Raw genomic sequence first — 17,577 nt, 5'->3', positions numbered from 1 at the left:
CGCCAAATCATCTAGATTGCCTTTCTGGACTGATCCGGGACAGGCATCGCGAAGAGGATAGTGCATGACGGTTGGCCGAACGCTTCTCAAGTCGTTGCTGGCGGCGGCCCTTCTGGCGGCGGGACTGCAGACCACCCGTGCCGACGAATGGCGCACCACCTCATCGCTGATCGGCGAGTCCAAATACGGCGACAACTTCCAGCACTACGACTACGTCAACCCTGATGCGCCCAAGGGTGGCACGCTGAATTCGGTGGTGCTCGGCACCTTCGACAGCTTCAACCCCTATGTCGTCCAGGGATCGCCGGCGGCGGGCCTTGTCGGGTTCGGCGGTGGCCTGCTCTACGACACGCTGATGGAGCAGGCCACGGACGAAGGCAGCACCAGCCATCCGCTGATCGCCGATGCCTACAAATATCCGGCCGACTATTCCTCGGCGACCTACCGGCTCGACCCGCGCGCGAAATGGCACGACGGCCAGCCGATCACCGTCGATGACGTGATCTGGTCGTTTCAGGTGCTGAAGGCCAACAGCCCGCAATACAGCCGCTATTTCGAGAATGTCACCGACGCGGTGGCGGTCTCCGACCGCGAGGTCGAGTTCCATTTCGGCCAGAAGGGCAACCGCGAACTGCCCAAGATCATCGGCGATCTCGCCGTGCTGCCGAAACACTGGTGGGAAGGCACCGATGCCAGCGGCAAAAAGCGTGACGTCACCAAGCCGACGCTGGAAATTCCGCTCGGCTCGGCCGCCTACAAGATCGCCAGCTTCAAGCCGGGCTCGGAAATCATCTGGCAACGCGTGCCGGACTACTGGGCGGCCAAGCTGCCGGTAAAGATCGGTCGCGAGAATTTCGACAGGCGGCGCTACACCTATATCCTCGATGACAATGCCGCCTGGCTGGCCTTCACCAAGGGTGGGCTTGAAGACATCCACCGGGAGTACAGCTCGCGCAAATGGGCGACAGCCTATAATTTCCCGGCATTCCAGACTGGCGACGTCATCAAGAAGGACTTCCAGACCCAGTCGCCAGAACCGATGCAGGGCTTCGTCCTCAACCAGCGGCGGCCGCTGTTCCAGGACCGCCTGGTGCGGGAGGCGCTGACCATCCCGTTCGATTTCGAGAGCATGAACCGCACCCTGTTCTTCGGCTTCAACACCCGCACATCAAGCTACTTCCAGGGCACGAACCTGGCGTCGAGCGGATTGCCGCAAGGCAAGGAACTGGAGATCCTGGAAAAGTACCGCGACAAGCTGCCGCCCGAACTCTTCACCCAGGAATTCAAGCTGCCCGTCTACGATTCGCCGCAAGCGGAACGGAAGTACCTCAAGCAGGCGGTCGATCTTTTCGCCAAGGCCGGATGGGTCATCAAAGGTGGCAAGATGGTCAATGCCAAGACCGGCGCGCCGTTCAAGTTCGAGATCCTCGGCTGGAACGACACCGATCAGGTGATCGCCAGTCCCTACATCGCCAATCTGCGCAAGATCGGTGTCGCTGCCACTTTGCGCATCATCGACCAGACCCAGTATATCAACCGCGTCAACAATTTCGATTTCGATGTCGTCACGGGCCTGTTCGGCCAATCGGATTCGCCCGGCAATGAGCAACGCGATTTCTGGAGCTCGAAGGCCGCTGATGCGCCAGGTTCGCGCAATCTGATGGGCATCAAGGACCCGATCGTCGACGCGCTGGTCGACCGCATCATCTTCGCCACCGACCGCGATGACCTTGTCGCCGCCACCCACGCGCTCGACCGCGTCCTGCTGTGGAACTTCTACGTCCTGCCACAATATCACCGGTCCGCGGTCTGGCTGGCCTATTGGAACAAGTTCGGCTTCCCCGACAAGCAGCCTGCTTATGTCGGTGCCGATATCGACTCCTGGTGGATCGACCCCGACAAGGAGAAGGCGCTGGCGGCCAAATACAAGGGCGGCAATTGATGGCGGCCCTGCCCCGCCGCGACTTCCTGGCATTGGGCGGCGCGGCCGCGGCCGCCGCTCTTTTGCCCGGCCGGGCCTTCGCCAACATCGCGACCGGCACCAAGCTGCACGGCCTGTCTGCCTTCGGCGACCTCAAATACAAACCGGATTTCACACATTTCGACTATGTCAACGTCGACGCACCGACTGGCGGCATTTTCAATTTCGCCCCACCGAACTGGGGCTACAACCAGGACACGCAGACCTTCAACACGCTCAATTCCTTCGCCAACAAGGGCGATGCGCCGCCGCGCATGGAGATGTGCTTCGATGCGCTGATGGTGTCGGCGCTCGACGAGCCGGACGCCGTCTATGGCGAGATCGCCGACGGAGTGACGCTGTCGGACGACCGCAACGGCTTCACGTTCTCGCTTCGCCCGCAGGCCCGCTTCCACGACGGTACGCCGCTGACGGCACAAGACGCCGCCTTCACCTTCAAGCTCTACAAGGACAAGGGCCACCCCGACCTGTCGCTGTCGCTGACGCATATGGTCGACGCCGTCGCCGTCGACGACCGCACGCTGCGGCTGACTTTTTCCGGCAAGCAATCCGCCCGCACCGTTCTCAACATCGTGCAGTTCCCGATCCTGTCGAAGGCTTTCTACACGGCAAACCCGTTCGACAGTTCGCAATTGAACCCGCCACTTGGCTCCGGCGCCTACAAGGTCGGGAGCTTCTCGGCCGGCGCATGGATCGAGTATGAGCGTGTGGCGGACTATTGGGGACGCGACCTCCCGGTCAATCGCGGCCAGCAGAATTTCGATCGCATCCGCATCGAGTTCTATCAGAACCGCACGGCCGGCTTCGAAGCCTTCAAGAAGGGCGAGATCACCTATCGCGAAGAATTCACCTCGCGCGTCTGGGCCACGGCCTACGACTTCCCCGCATTGACCGCCGGCAAGGTGATCAAGCACGAATTTCCGGCCGAAAAGAAACCCGCCATGCAGGGGACCGCGGTCAATCAACGGCGCGAACAGTTTCGCGACGCGCGGGTGCGGCAGGCGATCGCACTGTGCTTCGACTTCGAATGGACGCGTCGCAATTTCTTCTACGGCTCCTACGAACGCTCGCAATCCTGCTTCGAGAAATCGGCCTTCCGCGCCGAAGGGCCGCCTTCGCCGGCAGAACTGGCCCTGCTGGAACCGCTGCGCAGCCAGCTTCCGGCGGAAGTCTTCGGCGAGGCCGTGGCGCAGCCCGCATCCGACGGCTCCGGCCGCGACCGCAAACTGCTTGGCCAGGCGGCAAAGCTTCTTGGCGCCGCGGGCTGGAAACGGTCGGGCGACTTTGTCGTCAACGACAAGGGCAGCAGACTCTCGGCCGAGTTCATGGTCGATGACGACACCTTTGTGCAGATCTATTCGCCCTGGGTCGCCAACATGAAGGCGATCGGCATCGATGCCACCATCCGACTGGTGGATTCGGCGCAATACCAGTCCAGACAAGCGACGTTCGATTTCGATCTGCTGTCGGCCGCCTTCTCGTTCAGCGCGACGCCGACGCGCGACGATCTCGAAGTCTTCTTCCACTCGAGCACCGCCAACGTCTCCGGCTCGCGCAATTTGCCGGGTGTCGCAGACCCGGCGATCGACACGCTGATCGATGCCGTGGGCGCCGCAAAGGATCGTGAAACCCTGACCGTGACGATGCGGGCGCTCGACCGGGTCTTGCGCGCGCGGCGCGATTGGATTCCTAGTTGGTTCCTGGCGAATCACCGAAGCGCCTATTGGGACATGTTCGGCTTTCCCGAACAGAAGCCCGATTTCGGCTTTCCGGTCGAGGCGCTGTGGTGGTTCGATAAGGGCAAGGCGGCAAAAATTGGCAAAGGCTGAGATATCAGTCCAACGAGGGCAGAAAGCCTGATGGGCGCCTATATCCTGCGCCGCATCCTTCTGATGATCCCGACCCTGTTCGGCATCATGGCGATATCCTTCGCCGTCATCCAGTTCGCACCCGGCGGTCCGGTCGAGCAGGTCATCGCCAAACTGACCAACCAGGGCGGCAGCGATCGCCTCGGCGGCGGCGGTGGCGACGTGGGCGGTGGCAATTTGGATGTCGCCGGCGACGTCGGTTCGAAATATCGCGGCGCGCAGGGCCTCGATCCGGAATTCATCAAGAAGCTGGAAAAGCAGTTCGGCTTCGACAAGCCACCGCTCGAGCGGTTTGGCATGATGCTGTGGAACTACGCCCGCTTCGATTTCGGCGACAGCTATTTCCGCGACATCTCGGTGCTCGACCTGATCCGGGAAAAAATGCCGGTGTCGATTTCGATCGGGCTTTGGATCACGCTTCTCTCCTACATGATCTCGATCCCGCTCGGCATCCGCAAGGCGGTCAAGGATGGCAGTCCGTTCGACGTCTGGACCAGCGGCGTCGTCATTATCGGCTATGCCATTCCAGGCTTCCTGTTCGGCATCCTGCTGATGGTGCTGTTTGCCGGCGGATCCTTCTGGGACTGGTTTCCGCTGCGCGGCCTGACCTCCGACAATTGGGATCAGCTGTCCTGGTGGGGCAAGATCGTCGACTATTTCTGGCACATGACCTTGCCGCTGACGGCGCTGGTGCTGTCGGCCTTCGCCACCACGACGCTGTTGACCAAGAACTCGTTCCTGGAAGAGATCCGCAAGCAGTATGTGGTGACCGCGCGCGCCAAGGGCCTGTCGGAACGGCAGGTGCTCTACGGCCACGTCTTCCGCAACGCCATGCTGATCGTCATCGCCGGTTTTCCGGGCGCCTTCATCTCGGCCTTCTTCACCGGCTCGCTGCTGATCGAGAACATCTTTTCGCTCGATGGCCTCGGCCTGCTCGGTTTCAGGTCGGTGGTCGAACGCGACTATCCCGTGGTGTTCGCCAATCTCTACATCTTCTCGCTTCTCGGCCTGTTCGTCGGATTGCTGTCCGACCTGCTCTACACCTGGGTCGATCCGCGCATCGATTTCGAGCGGAGAGACGTCTGATGTCGGAGGCCAGCGCCAGTGCGGAGACGGCGCCCGCGCGGATCAAGCGGCCCTTCCTGTCGCCGCTCAACAAGCGCCGCCTGCAGAATTTCAAGGCCAACCGGCGCGGTTTCTGGTCGCTGTGGATCTTCCTCGTCCTGTTCGTGCTGTCGCTGTTTGCCGAATTCATCGCCAACGACAAGCCGATCATCGCTTCCTACAAGGGCGAGATCCTGTTTCCGGTGCTGGTCGCCTACCCCGAGGAAAAGTTCGGCGGCTTCTATGCCGTCACCGACTATCGCGACCCGGTGATCCAGGACGAGATCAACGCCAATGGCTGGATGATCTGGCCGCCGGTGCGCTACTCCTACCAGACCGTCAACAACGCCATTCCGGAAGCCGCGCCCGCCAAGCCGTCCTGGGAGTACGACGCCAAGACACGCTGCAGCCAGTACCCGCAAGGCGCGGCCGACCCGGCCTGCATCGTCGGCAATTGGAACTGGCTTGGCACCGACGACCAGGCACGCGACGTGCTGGCGCGCGTCATCTACGGCTTCCGCATTTCGGTGCTGTTCGGCCTGATCCTGACCGCCGGCTCGGCATTGATCGGCGTCGCGGCAGGCGCCCTGCAAGGCTATTTCGGCGGCTGGACCGATCTGCTGTTCCAGCGCTTCATCGAAATCTGGTCGGCGATCCCGGTGCTCTATCTCCTGCTCATCGTCGCCGCCATCCTGCCGCCGGGCTTCTTCATCCTGCTCGGGCTGATGCTTCTGTTCTCCTGGGTGGCGCTGGTCGGCGTGGTGCGGGCCGAATTCCTGCGCGCCCGTAACTTCGAGTATGTCAACGCGGCCCGCTCGCTCGGCGTGCCCAACCTGACCATCATGTTCCGGCACCTCCTGCCCAACGCCATGGTGGCGACATTGACCTTCCTGCCGTTCCTGCTCAGCGGCTCGATCTCGACGCTGACCTCGCTCGACTATCTCGGCTTTGGCCTGCCGCCCGGCTCCGCCTCGCTCGGCGAGCTGCTCAAGCAGGCGCAGCGCAACCTCAACGCGCCGTGGCTCGGCATTTCCGGTTTCGTCGTCATTTCGCTGATGCTGTCGCTGCTGGTTTTCGTCGGCGAGGCGACGCGCGACGCCTTCGATCCGCGCAAGACGTTCCGATGAGCGAGGCGCCCCTGCTCAGCGTACAAGACCTCAGCGTCGCCTTCGGCCAGGGCGGCGGCCAGTCGATGGCGGTCGACCACATCTCCTTCGACATCGCCAGGGGCGAGACAGTGGCGCTCGTCGGCGAATCCGGCTCCGGCAAATCGGTGTCGGCACTGTCGGTGCTGAAGCTCTTGCCCTATCCGAGCGCCAGCCACCCATCGGGAAAAATCCTGTTCCGGGGCGCTGACCTGCTTGCGATGAGCGAGAAGCAGTTGCGGCAGGTGCGCGGCAACAAGATCACCATGATCTTCCAGGAGCCGATGACCTCGCTCAATCCGCTGCACACGATCGAGCATCAAATCGTCGAGATCCTGAAGCTGCATCAGGGCATGGCCGACCGCGCGGCCAAGGCGCGTACGCTGGAACTGCTCAACGAGGTCGGCATTCGCGATCCGCAGAAGCGGCTCGATGCCTATCCGCACCAGCTGTCCGGCGGTCAGCGCCAGCGCGTCATGATCGCCATGGCGCTGGCCAACGAACCCGAACTGCTGATCGCCGACGAGCCGACGACGGCGCTCGACGTCACCGTGCAGGCGCAGATCCTCGAACTGCTGGCCGGCTTGAAAAGCCGCAAGGGCATGTCGATGCTGTTCATCACCCACGATCTCGGCATCGTGCGCAAGATTGCCGACCGGGTCTGCGTGATGACCAAGGGCAAGATCGTCGAGACCGGACCGACCAAGGAGATCTTCGCCAATCCGCGGCACGCCTACACGCGGCATCTGCTGGCGGCGGAGCCGAAGGGCAAGCCGCCGGCGGCCAATGCCGCCGCCAAGCCGGTGATGACGGGCAAGGACATCAAGGTCTGGTTTCCGATCAAGCAGGGCTTCTTCCGCCGCACGGTCGACAATGTGAAGGCGGTCGACGGCATCGATGTCACCGTGCGTGCCGGCCAGACGCTCGGGGTGGTCGGCGAGTCCGGCTCGGGCAAGACGACGCTCGGCCTGGCGCTGGCGCGCATGATCTCGTCGACCGGGACCATCCAGTTCAACGGGCACGACATCAACCAATTGTCCTTCAACGCCATGCGGCCGCTCAGGCGCGAGTTGCAGATCGTCTTCCAGGACCCGTTCGGCTCGCTCAGCCCGCGCATGTCGATCGCCGAGATTATCGAGGAAGGCCTCAAGATCCATGAACCGAAGCTGTCGCCCGACCAGCGCGACGACAAAGTAGCCGCCGTGCTGAACGAGGTCGGCCTCGATCCGGCGACGCGCAACCGCTATCCGCACGAGTTTTCCGGCGGCCAGCGCCAGCGTGTCGCGATCGCCCGCGCCATGGTGCTCAACCCACGCTTCGTCATGCTGGACGAGCCGACGTCGGCGCTCGACATGAGCGTGCAGGCACAGGTCGTCGACCTGTTGCGCAGCCTGCAGGCCAAGCACGACCTCGCCTATCTCTTCATCAGCCACGACCTCAAGGTCATCCGGGCGCTGGCCAATGACGTCATCGTCATGCGCAACGGCAAGATCGTCGAAGCAGGCCCCTCAGAGCAGATTTTTGGAAATCCGCAAACCGACTATACTCGGGCGTTGATCTCGGCCGCCTTCAAGATAGAGACGGCCCCGGTCGGCATCGTCAGCCAGTGATTTGCGTAAAGAGGGACTAGAAGATCGCGATGGAAAAAGGCCGTATCTTGCTTGCCGTCACCGGCTTTCATCCGCAGCGCTGGCGCGAACTGTTGTCGGCGGAACGCGAGGTGGTGCTGGAGCCGGATGGCGCCAGAGACCCCTCGATCACCTATGCCGTGGTGTGGAAGCAGAAGCCGAACATTCTGGCGTCGCTGCCCAATCTGCGCGCCATCTTCTCGATCGGTGCCGGCGTCGACCATATCTTCGCCGATCCCGGCCTGCCCGATGTGCCGATCGTCAAGGTCGTCGCCGACAACCTTACCCAGTACATGACCGAATATGTCGTATGGCGGGTGCTCGATCACCATCGCCAGGGCCTGCTCTACCGGTCGCAGCAGCCGAAGAAAATCTGGCATGAGCCGCAGCAGAGGCCGGCCAGCGACATTTCCGTCGGCATCATGGGGCTCGGCAATCTCGGCCGCGCCGCAGCCTCGGTGCTCTTGTCGCTCGGCTTTGCCGTCAATGGCTGGTCGCGCGGCGACCGACCGATGGACGGGGTTGCGACCTATTCCGGCGAGGCCGGATTGATCCCTTTCCTCAAGGCGACCGATATCCTGGTGGTTCTGCTGCCCCTGACGCCAGACACCCGTGGCATCATCAACTACGGAGTGCTGAAGGAGTTGAGGAAACGCAACGGTCTTGGCGGCTCGGTGCTGATCAATGCCGGACGCGGCCGCCTGCAGAAGGACGCCGACATTTTGCGGGCGCTGGATGACGGCACGCTGAAGGAAGCGAGTCTGGACGTGTTCGAGGTCGAACCGCTGCCGAAGACCAGTCCGTTGTGGAGCCATCCCAAGGTGTTCGTGACGCCACACACGGCCGCGACCTCCGACCCCGTTCACCTGGCGCCGATCATGCTGCGCCAGATGGATGCTTTCGAACGGGGCGAAAAGCTCGACAATCTGGTGGATCGCAAAGCGGGGTATTAGAGCGCCGCGTCCGAAAACCGGATTCCACTTTTCGGGATCATGCCCTAGCCAGGCAGGGCCAACTTCTTCTGCTTGTCCGGGTGGCCGCAGTCGCGGCGGTCGATCGACCGGTTCATGGCATCGATCTCGCCGGTCGCCTGGTCGGCATCGCGCTTGGCCTTGGAGCGCATGTCAGGCGTGAACGGGCCGAAGCCCATCGCCGGGTTGGAGAATGTCGGCTTGGCTTCCGCCGACAGATGGTATTGCAGCGCCAATCCGTCGCGCTGCGCGAGCAACTGGTCGCACGGGACGCTGTCATATTGCAGGGAGGACTGTATGTTGGCATCCTGCCTCTCGGACATCGAATTGCCCACGCAGCCGGCGGTCGCCAGGCAAGATGCCAAGACAATCATGTTCCAGCGCATCTGATATGCTCCTCCTGATATCCCGCCCTGATGCGACCAGATCGCAAATATCAGTCGCGCACGCAAATCAGACTTTTTTCGCAGCGCCGATGCCTGCGAGGACGACGAAACAAGATTGCCATTCAACCCGCCGGCAGCCTGCCCGCCACAACGACCAACCCTTCGACCGGTTCCCGGCGATCCTGCCGGATCACGGTTGTTTCCAGCGACAGGACCGAAAACCCGTTGGCAGCCAGGACTTCACGCACATGATGTTGCGAATGGGCGTAGCGACGCGATGGCAGCAACACGAAATCGCCATTGCCGGCCAATTTCTCGACGGAAAAGGCGAACAGGCCATCCCCGGTCAGCAAGCCGGCAATCGTCTTCACCACGCCGTCCAGCGCGCCGACATAGATGAAGACATCGGCCACCGTCACCAGTTTGGCTTTCGGGCCGGCATAGGAAAAATCCCGCAAATCGGCCTTGCCCAGGAAATCGTAGACGCCCTTGGCACGCGCCTGCTTCAGCATCCTGGCCGAAATGTCGTAACCCTCCAGCCGGTCGGCGATCGGCCGCAGCCTTTGCCCCATCAGGCCGGTGCCGCAGCCGAGATCGAGCGCCAGCGGGAAGCGGCCCGGCCTTGCCGTCCGGATGGCCTGATCGAGCAACTGCGGCAGCCGGTAACCCAGCTTCTCGACCAGTGATTCATCGAAGCTCTCGGCGTAGTGGTCGAACAGCGTCTCGACGAAGGCACTGGGGAGCGCGGCGGCGGCCGGCGCCTTGCCGATCAATTGCAGGTTCAATGCAGCCCCCTGACGATCCGTCGGATCGAGTTGCAGCGACATCGTCCACGCCTGCGCAGCCAGGTCCGGCGCACCCGCAGCCTGCTGCATTTCGCCGAGGCGAAACCAGCCCATCGCCCATTGTGGCGTCAGCTCCAGTGCGCCGAGCAGCAATTCCGCCGCCGCCGCATGATCACCATCCGCGTGGAGCATCTCGGCATAATCGGCGCGGCGATCGGCGTTCAAGTCGCCTGACGAGGCCTGTAGCGGTTTCATGGCGATGGGTCCTGTCGGCAAATGCAGCCGGCGATGCCGTATGCGCGAGTCAGCAGTCTCTGACAACAGGCTTCCCGTGGCGGAATTATATCCTATCTTGGAGAAACATGCGCGCCAGAGACCTGCTTCATCCCCGGCCCGAAGGCCTCTATTGCCCGCCGGGCGACTTCTTCATCGACCCGGTGCGGCCGGTCGACCGGGCGCTGATCACGCACGGCCATTCCGACCATGCGCGTTCCGGCCACCGCTCGGTACTGGCGACGCAGCAGACGCTGGACATCATGGGCCTGCGCTATGGCGAGCATTTTGCCGACACGACGCAAGCAGCACGGCTCGGCGAGACGATTGCCCTCAACGGCGTCAGCGTCAGCTTCCATCCGGCCGGTCATGTGCTGGGCTCGGCGCAGATCGCCGTCGAGCACCAGGGCACGCGCATCGTCGCTTCCGGCGACTACAAGCGACAGAAGGACGCGACGTGTCGGCCATTCGAGCCGATCCGGTGCGACGTGTTCATCACCGAGGCAACCTTCGGCCTGCCGGTGTTCCGCCATCCGCCCGACACCGAGGAGATCGCGCGACTGCTGAAATCGGCGGCGCAGTTCCCCGAGCGCTCGCATCTAGTCGGCGCCTATGCGTTGGGGAAGGCGCAGCGGGTGATGCGGCTGTTGCGCGACGCCGGTTACGACAGGCCGATCTACATCCACGGCGCGCTGGCGAGACTCAGCGAGTACTACCAGGGCCAGGGCATCGACCTCGGGACGCTCGAACCGGCAACGGTGGAGGGCGGCAAGGATGATTTCGCCGGCGCCATCGTCGTTGGCCCGCCGTCGGCCTTCGCCGACCGCTGGGCGCGGCGCTTTCCCGATCCGATATCCTGCTTCGCGTCGGGCTGGATGCGCATCCGCCAGCGCGCCAAGCAAGGCGGCGTCGAACTGCCGCTGATCATCTCGGACCATGCCGACTGGGACGAGCTGACCGGCACCATCAAGGAGACCGGAGCCGAGGAGATCTGGGTGACGCATGGCCGCGAGGAAGCGCTGGTGCGCTGGTGCGAACTCGAAGGCATAGCCGCCCGGCCATTGCACCTTGTCGGCTATGAGGACGAGGGCGATTGATGGCATGAACCGCTTCGCCGAGCTTCTCGACCGCCTCGTGCTGACACCGTCGCGTAACGGCAAGCTGACCTTGCTGACCGACTATTTCCGCAGCGTCGAGGATCCCGACCGCGGCCTGGCGCTGGCCGCCATCACCGGTGACCTCAATATAGCCGCGGTCAAGCCGGCGATGCTGCGTGGTTTGGTCAGCGAACGCATGGACCCGGTGCTGTTCGGCTATTCCTACGACTATGTCGGCGATCTCGCAGAAACGGTATCGCTGGTCTGGCCGCAATCGCCCGGACACATTCCGAACCGTGAGCCGACGCTTGGCGAGGTCGTGGGGAAACTGCAGTCGGCAAGCCGCTCCGATGGACCGAAGGTGCTGGCCGGGCTGCTCGACAGCGCCGGCGTCTCGGCGCGCTTTGCCATCATCAAGCTGGTCACCGGGGGCCTGCGGATCGGCGTATCGGCGCGGCTTGCCAAACAGGCTCTGGCGGATTTCGGCAAGGTCGATGTCGCGGAGATCGAGGAGCTCTGGCACGGACTGTCGCCGCCTTACACGGCACTGTTCGCGTGGCTGGAAGGCAAGGCCGAAAAACCACAAAGCACGGCGATGGCGCTGTTCAAACCGGTGATGCTGTCGAACCCGGTCGGCGATGGCGATCTCGACAAGCTCGACCCCGCGGACTATGCGGCCGAGTGGAAATGGGACGGCATCCGTGTCCAGGCGGCAGCCGAAGGCGGCAGTCGCCGGCTCTATTCGCGCACCGGCGACGATGTCTCCGGCGCCTTTCCAGACCTCGCCGACGCCATGCATTTTTCCGCTGTCCTCGACGGCGAACTGCTGGTCGGCGATCCCCGAGAGACGACGGGAACCTTCTCGGATCTGCAGCAGCGGCTGAACCGCAAGACGGTGACCGCGAAGATGCAGCAACAGTACCCGGCGTTCATGCGCTGCTACGATTTGCTGCAGATCGGCGACGAGGATCTGCGCGCCTTGCCGTTTCGCGAGCGGCGCGGCCGTCTCGAAACCTTCGTGCAGACGCTCGATCCGAGCCGCTTCGATCTTTCGCCGTTCGTCCAGTTCGAGGATTGGCAAGCGCTGGAGGACCTGCGCCGGGCGCCGCCGCACCCGGTCATCGAAGGCGTGATGCTGAAGCGCTGGGACTCACCTTATGTCGCCGGCCGGCCGAAAGGTCCCTGGTTCAAGTGGAAACGCGATCCGCACACGGTGGATGCGGTGCTGATGTACGCCCAACGCGGCCATGGCAAGCGCTCGAGTTTCTACTCGGACTACACGTTCGGCGTCTGGTCCGGCGGGGAAGGCGAGGAGGAACTGGTGCCGGTCGGCAAGGCCTATTTCGGCTTCACCGATGAGGAGCTGAAGCAGATCGACAAATATGTCCGCGACAACACCATCGAACGCTTCGGACCGGTGCGTTCGGTGCGGGCCGACCGCGACAACGGCCTCGTGCTGGAAGTCGCCTTCGAGGGGCTCAACCGCTCGACCCGGCACAAATCCGGCGTCGCCATGCGCTTCCCCCGCATTTCGCGGCTGCGCTGGGACAAGCCGGCCAACGAGGCCGACCGTATCGAGACGCTGCGGGCGCTGCTCGACCGCTAGTCCACTTCGTCCGGCACCGGATGCTCTTACGGCTCAACCGAAACGCGGATTTCGTAGATGTCCGCGGCCTTGCCCTGCTTGTCGAAATCGGAATTGATGGCGATCGTGCCGGCCGAGCCCGGGTGCTTGTCGGGAAACTTCACGTCGAACAGATATTCGTTCTGCTGCTGGCCGACCGCATAGCGCTTGCGGCCGCAGTCGCCGAGTTCGCCGAAATTGCAGTCGACGGACATCTGCGTCTCCTTGCCTTCTTCGGAACGGGCGATGATGTCGAACACGGCATGCTTGCCGGCGAGCTTCTCCAGCACGCCTTGCCCGACATCGAAGCTGATCGCCGAACCGGAGGCGCCGGACTGGATGCGCAGGAACGACCCGGTGTCGTCCTTCATCACCTCGGCCTTGGCATCCGACGGGGCGCTGACATGCGTCGGGTCGGTCGGCGAGAACACATTGATCCAGTCACGCGACTGGTCCGCCGCACCCGGCTTTGCCGGTCCGGTTTCGCCATCGGCTGGCGTGAAATCGTCGTCCTCGACCGTCGGCGGCGCTTGCGGCGGCGCGGTGTCGAGTTGCGCCGGCGTCTTGAACACGCCGGTCTGCATGGCGAAGAACAGGCCGATGCCAATTGCGGCAAGCAGCGTCACGCCGAGGAAGATGCCGGTCAGCGGCAGGCGACGCCCCCTTATGCGCCGTTCATCGCGATCGGGCGCCACTTCGGCCGCGGCTTGCGCCGAGGCCGGCGCCGACATGTCGATGGCCGGCACGCCGGGAAGAGTCGTGTCCGGCATGATGTCGGGAACGACGGGCAGCACGCGCAAGTGCGGCGCATCGGAGCCGGATTGCACAGGTCCGTCGACAGCAGGCGATGGCGCCGCCCGGCCAGTCTCGACCGTGGGTGCGGCATCGGCCGCAAGCTCGACCGCCGGGGCATCGCCCCGCGGCGCGACATCCGGCACCGCCGGCAGGTACTCGGATTCGATTTCGGTGATTTTCGCCTGTATCGACTTGCGGCGATTGATGGCGACCTCGACTGTTACACCAGGGTTGGCCTGGAGCGCGCGGTCGAGCGCGGCGAAAGCCGATCGATAGACCTTTTCGCGGAACGCGCGGTCCTCGGCATTGCCCTTCTCCAAGGCGTTCCGGATCGCTTTTTCGATCGCGTCCAAGCGGGTCCCTCTGCACGTTTGCCCAACCTTGCCATGATCGTTAGCCGCAGGCGACCAATCAATCAACGGGCGAGCGGCGCATTCTGCCTTGCCGAGGTGTGCAAAGTCCATTCCGGCAGTGATCCGACAACGAAATCAGCATGTTTCATCTAATTTCCCGCGCATGGAGATATCAATCCTGCCGAGCCATCCCTTCGCGACCAATTGGCGAGGGTGCGGCGGCCGGCTTTCGACGGCGGCACGACACCCCGCATGAAATGGCAAGTCGCATCTTGAATTCGCGGCCGGTTGAGTCTATCACCCAGCCCATCCTGGAGGCCTTGGCTTCCCGGGGCCGCTTTAGCTCAGTTGGTAGAGCACCGCATTCGTAATGCGGGGGTCGCGTGTTCGAGTCACGCAAGCGGCACCATTTCCCTTCCATTCCTGTCATCTCGTCGCGTGCCGCATCGAGCATTCCCGCCGCTGCTGGAGCAAAGGATCGCGACGCCGGCGAAGGTCATCCGCCATTGTCGAGACCCCCGGTTTGGTGTGAAACTCGGGTCCTCAGAATGGGAGGTCGAAAATGTCCAACAGTTTCAGGACCGGGGACATCGTCAAGTTGAAGTCCGGAGGCCCCAGGATGACGGTAAGCGATGGCGCGGCCTCTGGCATGTATCTGTGCCACTGGTTCAATCGCGAAGGCGAGGTGTGGACCCCGCAACATGCCGCGTTCAAGCCCGAGCAGCTGGTGGTGGCCGACCAATCAAACTAGGCCACAGCGACGCGGCCTCGGCTGAGAGCAAAGGCGAGGCGCCGGGTTTGACGCGCGTCATCGCGGCGGCCGGCGGAACTCGCGCGGAAGCGGCGCGTCCGGCCGCGTGAAAGGATCAGCAGGCGCGACCGACGGATTTCGCTCGTCGCGGCGTTTAACGGTGGAAGCGTGACCACGGCACAAGCCGTCGGTACCGCGCCAACCGGAGACGCAAAGCATGATCCGCCGTTCGATACTTGCCGCTGCCTTGAGCCTGCAGACCGTTGCGGCTCTCGCCCAGACAACGACACAGCTCCCTGCCCCGACGCCGCCGACCACCGCCCCCACGCCGCCGGCTGCCGCCCCAACGCCGCCGGCTGCCGCGCCGGCTGCCCCGGCGAGGTCTGAGATCACGCTGGCCAAATTCCAGAAGCGGCGCGAGAAGGCGATCCTGGCGGCCGACACCGACGGCGACGGCAAGATCAGCCTGGCGGAATGGACAGCCTTCCAGGCCAAACGCACCGGCAAGGGCGACCCCGCCAAATCCTTCGCCCGTATCGATTCCAACCATGACGGCTTCATTGACCGCGCCGAACTCGATGCGTTCTTCGCCAAGCGCTTTGCCAAGCTGGACAAGAATGCCGACGGCGTTCTGACGGCCGATGAAATGCCAGGCCATAAAACCGCTCCCAAACAGGGGCAATGACCAAGAGGCAATGACGCGCGATGACCATCAGGAGTGCGCCAACTGATGAGCGCCGATCCGGACGAGGAGCTGGTTCGCCGTGTCGGCGCCGGCGACCCGGCAGCCGTGCAAAGCCTGGTTGCGCGCAAGCTGCCGCGCATCCTGGCGCTGGCCGCGCGCATGCTCGGCGATGCGGCGGAGGCCGAGGATGTCGCGCAGGAAGCCTTCGTGCGGATCTGGCGCCATGCTTCGAGCTGGCGGCGTGGCAATGCGCGTTTCGACACCTGGGTCCACCGGGTGACGCTAAACCTCTGCTACGACCGGCTGCGCCGCAGGCGCGAATGGGTAACCGACGATGTGCCGGACGTGGCCGATCCCGCAGCGCTTCCCGATTCCCATCCGCGGGAAGACGCGCAGCGGGTCGAACGGGCAATGCAAGGCATAGCGCCGCGCCAGCGCGAGGCGATCATCCTGGTCTATTATCAGGAGATGTCCAACATCGAGGCGGCAGCGACCTTGCAAATCAGCGTCGACGCCCTGGAGAGCCTGCTTTCGCGCGGCCGGCGGTCGCTGCAGGTAATCCTGGCCAGGGATGGCGCCGATGGGTGAGAACCGGGCGACCATGACCGCGCGGCGTTCATCCCGCCTTGCGGCCGCTGCCTGGTGGTCGGCTGCCGCCGTTCCGACACCGCACTGGGACGCGGCACCAACGGGCAAGGGGAAAACAGATGGCTGAAGACACCGAGGACGAACCGGCAATGGATGCCAGGCGCTTTGCGGCCCTGGCCGCAGCCTATGGCAGTGACTTGCGGCGATGGCCGGAGGCCGAACGGATGGCAGGCGCGACCTTTGCCCCAAGCGAGACGGGCGAGGCCATCTTGAGGCACGCCGGAAATCTTGACGCGCAGCTGGACAGCTATGCCGTCGAGGCGCCCGGCAAGGCCTTGCACGGCAGCATCCTGCAGGCCGCCGGCCGGCACCTCGTTCAGCGCCGGCGTCGGCTGTTCTGGCGGATGGGGCTGGCGCTTGCCGCTATTGGTCTGGCCGGCGCCGTCGCCGGACTGGCCCTGGTGACCGTCGTCACGCCCGAAGTCCAGCCCGATCATTATGTCCTGGATGCCAATGCGACGGCGTTCGGCGATGCCGGGCCCGACGGCGACACGATCGAGGAAGACCTATGAGCATGAGCCGCAACCTCATCATCGCGTCGCTGGTGCTCAACGTCTTCCTGGCTGGGGCGCTTGCAGGCGGTGCCGTCTGGATCCGAAACGGCAAGTCGGGCCAGGGCTATTTCCTGGAGGCGGCCGGTGGCCGGCTTCCCGAGCAGGATCGCACGACATTCCGCAAGGCCCTGCGCGAAGTTCGCCGTGAGTCGCGTCAGGTCATTCTCGACGGACAGCAGGCAAGGCGGGAAGCAGCGGACCTGCTGCAACAGCCGGTTCTGGACACGACCGCCCTGTCGGCGGCGCTGGAGCGGGCCCGCAATGCCGACGTCACCGTCCGCGCGCGGCTGGAACAGCGCATCGTCGAGTACGCGGCGGCTGGCTCCGCCGAGGGTCGTCGTGCACTGGCGGAGGGACTGATGCGGCGCGGCGGCCAGCAACCGTCCGCCACGCCAAAGAAATCGCCGTGACGAGCGACGGAAAATGCCAACGCCGCCGTTTAACCGGGAGAAGGGCAGACCTGCCGGACCTGTGTGGTTCGAACAGGTTTTCAACCTCGGAAACACTCGGAGCATGACATGAATCGTCTGACAAAATACGCGATCGCCGCCGCTCTCGCGGTGACCGGAACCGTTGCGACGGTTGCGGCATCCTCGGCAATGCCGATGGTGCCGCTCGCCCCTGCCGCGCCGGCGCTGGTCGAGCATGTCGCCTGGGGCTGCGGGCCTGGCTGGCATCCCAATCCCTGGGGACGCTGCGTCCCCAACCGTGTGGTGGTCTACCCTCGTTACCACTATCGGCATGGGCCGACCTTCTATGTCTGGCATCCGCACCGTCACTGGCACCGCTGGCATCGCTGGTGAGAATGCGCGGGCCGGCCACCGCGCCGGCCCGCCACCTTGCTCGTTGGTCTCGAGTTTAAACGCACGGCCCAGATCAATGGCACCCGGCACCGTGGTGTTGCTGGCCGATGGCGCGATCAAGGGCGG

At 63.9% G+C, this 17,577-nt stretch carries 17 protein-coding genes and 1 tRNA gene; 15 read left to right on the top strand and 3 right to left on the bottom strand.

The features are described 5' to 3' along the window. Window positions 1-64: 64 nt before the first annotated feature. Genes OOJ09_RS15840 through OOJ09_RS15815 form a run of 6 tightly spaced genes read left to right on the top strand, consistent with a single transcriptional unit; the run spans window position 65 to window position 8,679 of the window. Window positions 65-1,942, top strand: a complete 1,878-nt coding sequence (locus OOJ09_RS15840) for an extracellular solute-binding protein (RefSeq protein ID WP_269906078.1) — start codon at window positions 65-67, stop codon at window positions 1,940-1,942. Beyond that, window positions 1,942-3,810, top strand: a complete 1,869-nt coding sequence (locus OOJ09_RS15835; RefSeq protein WP_269906077.1) for an extracellular solute-binding protein — start codon at window positions 1,942-1,944, stop codon at window positions 3,808-3,810. Before OOJ09_RS15840 ends, OOJ09_RS15835 begins: the two co-directional genes overlap by 1 nt. Window positions 3,811-3,840: 30 nt before the next feature. Beyond that, window positions 3,841-4,935: a microcin C ABC transporter permease YejB gene (locus tag OOJ09_RS15830; RefSeq protein ID WP_269906076.1), complete on the top strand. Its 1,095-nt coding sequence runs from the start codon at window positions 3,841-3,843 to the stop codon at window positions 4,933-4,935. After that, window positions 4,935-6,080: an ABC transporter permease gene (locus OOJ09_RS15825; protein WP_269906075.1), complete on the top strand. Its 1,146-nt coding sequence runs from the start codon at window positions 4,935-4,937 to the stop codon at window positions 6,078-6,080. The genes OOJ09_RS15830 and OOJ09_RS15825 overlap by 1 nt, the downstream gene beginning before the upstream one ends. Further along, complete coding sequence (locus tag OOJ09_RS15820; RefSeq protein ID WP_269906074.1) at window positions 6,077-7,708, top strand: ABC transporter ATP-binding protein; 1,632 nt, start codon at window positions 6,077-6,079, stop codon at window positions 7,706-7,708. Before OOJ09_RS15825 ends, OOJ09_RS15820 begins: the two co-directional genes overlap by 4 nt. 29 nt (window positions 7,709-7,737) lie before the next feature. Continuing rightward, window positions 7,738-8,679, top strand: coding sequence for a 2-hydroxyacid dehydrogenase (locus tag OOJ09_RS15815; protein ID WP_269906073.1), 942 nt, complete (start codon window positions 7,738-7,740; stop codon window positions 8,677-8,679). Window positions 8,680-8,723: 44 nt separating this feature from the next. Here the strand turns inward: OOJ09_RS15815 and OOJ09_RS15810 are convergent, their stop codons facing one another. Further along, window positions 8,724-9,083, bottom strand: coding sequence for a hypothetical protein (locus OOJ09_RS15810; protein WP_269906072.1), 360 nt, complete (start codon window positions 9,081-9,083; stop codon window positions 8,724-8,726). A gap of 122 nt (window positions 9,084-9,205) precedes the next feature. Next, the gene (locus OOJ09_RS15805; protein WP_269906071.1) at window positions 9,206-10,123 is read right to left on the bottom strand and encodes a class I SAM-dependent DNA methyltransferase; all 918 of its coding nucleotides are present in this window, start codon (window positions 10,121-10,123) and stop codon (window positions 9,206-9,208) included. Window positions 10,124-10,230: 107 nt separating this feature from the next. Between OOJ09_RS15805 and OOJ09_RS15800 the strand changes: the two genes are divergently transcribed. Both OOJ09_RS15800 and OOJ09_RS15795 read left to right on the top strand, forming a co-directional pair. Continuing rightward, window positions 10,231-11,238, top strand: coding sequence for a ligase-associated DNA damage response exonuclease (locus OOJ09_RS15800; RefSeq protein ID WP_269906070.1), 1,008 nt, complete (start codon window positions 10,231-10,233; stop codon window positions 11,236-11,238). A gap of 4 nt (window positions 11,239-11,242) precedes the next feature. Further along, window positions 11,243-12,844 (top strand): cisplatin damage response ATP-dependent DNA ligase, encoded by a 1,602-nt coding sequence (locus tag OOJ09_RS15795; protein WP_269906069.1) that lies wholly within the window; start codon window positions 11,243-11,245, stop codon window positions 12,842-12,844. 26 nt (window positions 12,845-12,870) lie between these two features. On the opposite strand, the gene OOJ09_RS15790 is transcribed toward OOJ09_RS15795, so the two are convergent. Further along, window positions 12,871-14,010 carry a hypothetical protein gene (locus tag OOJ09_RS15790; protein WP_269906068.1) on the bottom strand — a complete coding sequence of 380 codons (1,140 nt, stop codon included), beginning with the start codon at window positions 14,008-14,010 and terminating at the stop codon, window positions 12,871-12,873. Window positions 14,011-14,343: 333 nt separating this feature from the next. Here OOJ09_RS15790 and OOJ09_RS15785 point away from each other — a divergent pair. The 7 genes from OOJ09_RS15785 (at window position 14,344) to OOJ09_RS15755 (ending at window position 17,451) form a co-directional block, all read left to right on the top strand. Beyond that, window positions 14,344-14,419 (top strand) — tRNA-Thr (locus OOJ09_RS15785). Between the two features lie 153 nt (window positions 14,420-14,572). After that, a complete protein-coding gene (locus OOJ09_RS15780) occupies window positions 14,573-14,761 on the top strand; it encodes a YodC family protein (RefSeq protein WP_091584531.1) in 189 nt (62 codons plus the stop codon). Window positions 14,762-14,978: 217 nt separating this feature from the next. Beyond that, window positions 14,979-15,446 carry an EF-hand domain-containing protein gene (locus tag OOJ09_RS15775; protein WP_269906067.1) on the top strand — a complete coding sequence of 156 codons (468 nt, stop codon included), beginning with the start codon at window positions 14,979-14,981 and terminating at the stop codon, window positions 15,444-15,446. A gap of 45 nt (window positions 15,447-15,491) precedes the next feature. Continuing rightward, window positions 15,492-16,034: an RNA polymerase sigma factor gene (locus OOJ09_RS15770; RefSeq protein ID WP_269906066.1), complete on the top strand. Its 543-nt coding sequence runs from the start codon at window positions 15,492-15,494 to the stop codon at window positions 16,032-16,034. 119 nt (window positions 16,035-16,153) lie between these two features. After that, window positions 16,154-16,606, top strand: coding sequence for a hypothetical protein (locus tag OOJ09_RS15765; protein WP_269906065.1), 453 nt, complete (start codon window positions 16,154-16,156; stop codon window positions 16,604-16,606). Window positions 16,607-16,608: 2 nt separating this feature from the next. Beyond that, window positions 16,609-17,058 carry a periplasmic heavy metal sensor gene (locus tag OOJ09_RS15760; protein WP_420107515.1) on the top strand — a complete coding sequence of 150 codons (450 nt, stop codon included), beginning with the start codon at window positions 16,609-16,611 and terminating at the stop codon, window positions 17,056-17,058. Between the two features lie 108 nt (window positions 17,059-17,166). Further along, window positions 17,167-17,451, top strand: coding sequence for a GCG_CRPN prefix-to-repeats domain-containing protein (locus OOJ09_RS15755; protein WP_269906063.1), 285 nt, complete (start codon window positions 17,167-17,169; stop codon window positions 17,449-17,451). Window positions 17,452-17,577 lie beyond the last annotated feature (126 nt).

Origin of the sequence: Mesorhizobium qingshengii (assembly GCF_027563465.1) — a bacterium.
Lineage (GTDB): Bacteria > Pseudomonadota > Alphaproteobacteria > Rhizobiales > Rhizobiaceae > Mesorhizobium > Mesorhizobium qingshengii_A.
This window is presented reverse-complemented; position numbering and strand designations above follow the sequence as displayed.

What these genes read in the sequence shown, in the direction of transcription:
- OOJ09_RS15765 (WP_269906065.1), top strand. Translation starts at nt 16,154, where the DNA reads ATGGCTGAAGACACCGAGGACGAACCGGCAATGGATGCCAGGCGCTTT.
- OOJ09_RS15755 (WP_269906063.1), top strand. Translation starts at nt 17,167, where the DNA reads ATGAATCGTCTGACAAAATACGCGATCGCCGCCGCTCTCGCGGTGACC.
- OOJ09_RS15805 (WP_269906071.1), bottom strand. Translation starts at nt 10,123, where the DNA reads ATGAAACCGCTACAGGCCTCGTCAGGCGACTTGAACGCCGATCGCCGC.
- OOJ09_RS15830 (WP_269906076.1), top strand. Translation starts at nt 3,841, where the DNA reads ATGGGCGCCTATATCCTGCGCCGCATCCTTCTGATGATCCCGACCCTG.
- OOJ09_RS15840 (WP_269906078.1), top strand. Translation starts at nt 65, where the DNA reads ATGACGGTTGGCCGAACGCTTCTCAAGTCGTTGCTGGCGGCGGCCCTT.
- OOJ09_RS15770 (WP_269906066.1), top strand. Translation starts at nt 15,492, where the DNA reads ATGAGCGCCGATCCGGACGAGGAGCTGGTTCGCCGTGTCGGCGCCGGC.
- OOJ09_RS15815 (WP_269906073.1), top strand. Translation starts at nt 7,738, where the DNA reads ATGGAAAAAGGCCGTATCTTGCTTGCCGTCACCGGCTTTCATCCGCAG.
- OOJ09_RS15760 (WP_420107515.1), top strand. Translation starts at nt 16,609, where the DNA reads ATGAGCCGCAACCTCATCATCGCGTCGCTGGTGCTCAACGTCTTCCTG.
- OOJ09_RS15825 (WP_269906075.1), top strand. Translation starts at nt 4,935, where the DNA reads ATGTCGGAGGCCAGCGCCAGTGCGGAGACGGCGCCCGCGCGGATCAAG.
- OOJ09_RS15800 (WP_269906070.1), top strand. Translation starts at nt 10,231, where the DNA reads ATGCGCGCCAGAGACCTGCTTCATCCCCGGCCCGAAGGCCTCTATTGC.
- OOJ09_RS15835 (WP_269906077.1), top strand. Translation starts at nt 1,942, where the DNA reads ATGGCGGCCCTGCCCCGCCGCGACTTCCTGGCATTGGGCGGCGCGGCC.
- OOJ09_RS15780 (WP_091584531.1), top strand. Translation starts at nt 14,573, where the DNA reads ATGTCCAACAGTTTCAGGACCGGGGACATCGTCAAGTTGAAGTCCGGA.
- OOJ09_RS15795 (WP_269906069.1), top strand. Translation starts at nt 11,243, where the DNA reads ATGAACCGCTTCGCCGAGCTTCTCGACCGCCTCGTGCTGACACCGTCG.
- OOJ09_RS15810 (WP_269906072.1), bottom strand. Translation starts at nt 9,083, where the DNA reads ATGCGCTGGAACATGATTGTCTTGGCATCTTGCCTGGCGACCGCCGGC.
- OOJ09_RS15820 (WP_269906074.1), top strand. Translation starts at nt 6,077, where the DNA reads ATGAGCGAGGCGCCCCTGCTCAGCGTACAAGACCTCAGCGTCGCCTTC.
- OOJ09_RS15775 (WP_269906067.1), top strand. Translation starts at nt 14,979, where the DNA reads ATGATCCGCCGTTCGATACTTGCCGCTGCCTTGAGCCTGCAGACCGTT.